Annotated in this window: 2 protein-coding genes; both read left to right on the plus strand. The window is 34.0% G+C overall.

What is annotated here, in order from left to right:
- Nucleotides 1–314, plus strand: a 314-nt coding sequence (locus tag BHECKSOX2_RS07895) for a hypothetical protein (RefSeq protein ID WP_180323720.1), incomplete at its 5' end; no start/stop codon positions are given.
- Between the two features lie 13 nt (nt 315–327).
- On the plus strand, nt 328–1,509 hold the full coding sequence (locus tag BHECKSOX2_RS07900; RefSeq protein ID WP_139683136.1) for a tetratricopeptide repeat protein: 1,182 nt from the start codon (nt 328–330) through the stop codon (nt 1,507–1,509).
- Nucleotides 1,510–1,707 lie beyond the last annotated feature (198 nt).

Here is a 1,707-nt window from a genome sequence, read left to right on the forward strand (position 1 = left end):
AAATACAACATCGGCACATCATTGAAAAAGACGACTATGAAACCCCCTTTAACAATGGCAATAAATTTCCGATGGGCGAGATACCCATTTTGGTAGAAAAAATCACCGTCAATGTCTACGAAAACACCAAGATTGTCCTTATATTTGAGAGTAATCAAAGTCAGAATATCAGCCTAAACCTAACCCCCCAACTACTATACAACCTATCCGATCTACTCATAAAAGTGATGCCAAGCACCGACTGGAATATAAATCTAGTAGGGGAAAACAACATCCTCGCCTCTGAAAATAAAGACAAGTCTTTGTTACACTAGGAGGCTGTTACTTATGCGAATAATAACTAATTTAGATAATAAAACATGGAAAAACCAAGAGACCCTGAAAGATATTCAACAACAAATGCAATCACAACATGCCCAAAATACAGAAAAGTATCAAAATTTAAGACAAGATGTTTTAAATGATCAAAGGCGTAATACAGAAAAGTATCAAAATTTAAGACAAGATGTTTTAAATGATCAAAGGCGTTCGGTTAATTCTTGGATGAACGCACTTATTTTCGTTTTTTCAGCAGTTAGTGGGTTTGCGTATTATAACATACAGCAAGAGGCTGAAATCGCATTAGAAAAAACTAAAGAACTACGGCAAGAGGCTGAAATCGCATTAAGGGAAATTGAAAATTACAAGAAAGATGCAAAACATATCTTGGATTCTGCTAAACTCCTTCGACAAAAAGTACTAGATAAAAGAACAAAGCAAAAGGTTGAAATATATGGCACAAAATTTCAAAGACTAATTTTAAGCGCACGACAAGAAGATGATTATGAGAAAGCAATTGCCTTATGGAATAATATTATCACCATTGCTCGCCGTAAAGATGATAAAAAAAGTCTAGCTGGTGGTTACTTCAAACTTGGTTATTCTTATGGCAAGTTAGGTAACGAAGAGAAAGCCATTGATGCTTACAAAAAAGTCACTGAGATTGAGTCTAATGATTATGAGGCCTATAACAATATGGGGGATGCTTATCTTAAATTAAAAGAGTATCAAGAAGCCATTGGCGCTTACAAAGAAGTCATTAAGATTACATCTGATGTTCATAAGGCGCTTTATCCTAAGTTAGTTAAGATAAATCCTAAGTTAGTTAAGATAACGCCTGTTGTTTTCGCAACTGGCAATTTATTGCAACTGTTGATAGATCACGATATAACTTTCGAAGCTGATTTCAGTATGATTTTCGCAGATGACAATTTCAAGGCTTATGACAATATGGGGTATGCTTATGGTGAATTAAAAGAGTATCAAAAAGCCATTGATGCTTACAAAGAAGCCATTAAGATTAAGCCTGATAAACATGAGACTCATTACAACATGGGGAATGCTTATCGAAAATTAAAGGAGTATCAAAAAGCCATTGATGCTTACAAAGAAGCCATTAAGATTAAGCCTGATTATCATAAGGCTAAGCGCAGTCTAGACTCTGTTTTAAAACAACTTGAAGAACAGTAGATTTATTTGTATTCTGAGTGTCAATACTATAAAATATTGTCAATATTATATTTTAAGGGTTAAAACTATGGAAAGAAAAATAATAAGTGTATTGGCTATAGTGGCATTATTACCCATTTATGCTAATGAAAAAAGGAGTGGTGACGATGTGCATAAGATTGTTTCGGATAAAGTTATATCTGAGCAACGAATGAAACT

This window comes from thiotrophic endosymbiont of Bathymodiolus puteoserpentis (Logatchev), from assembly GCF_900127505.1.
Classification (GTDB): domain Bacteria; phylum Pseudomonadota; class Gammaproteobacteria; order PS1; family Pseudothioglobaceae; genus Thiodubiliella.

Bases quoted from the DNA above. Each gene is read 5' to 3' on its own strand.
- BHECKSOX2_RS07900 (WP_139683136.1), top strand. From the start codon at position 328: ATGCGAATAATAACTAATTTAGATAATAAAACATGGAAAAACCAAGAG.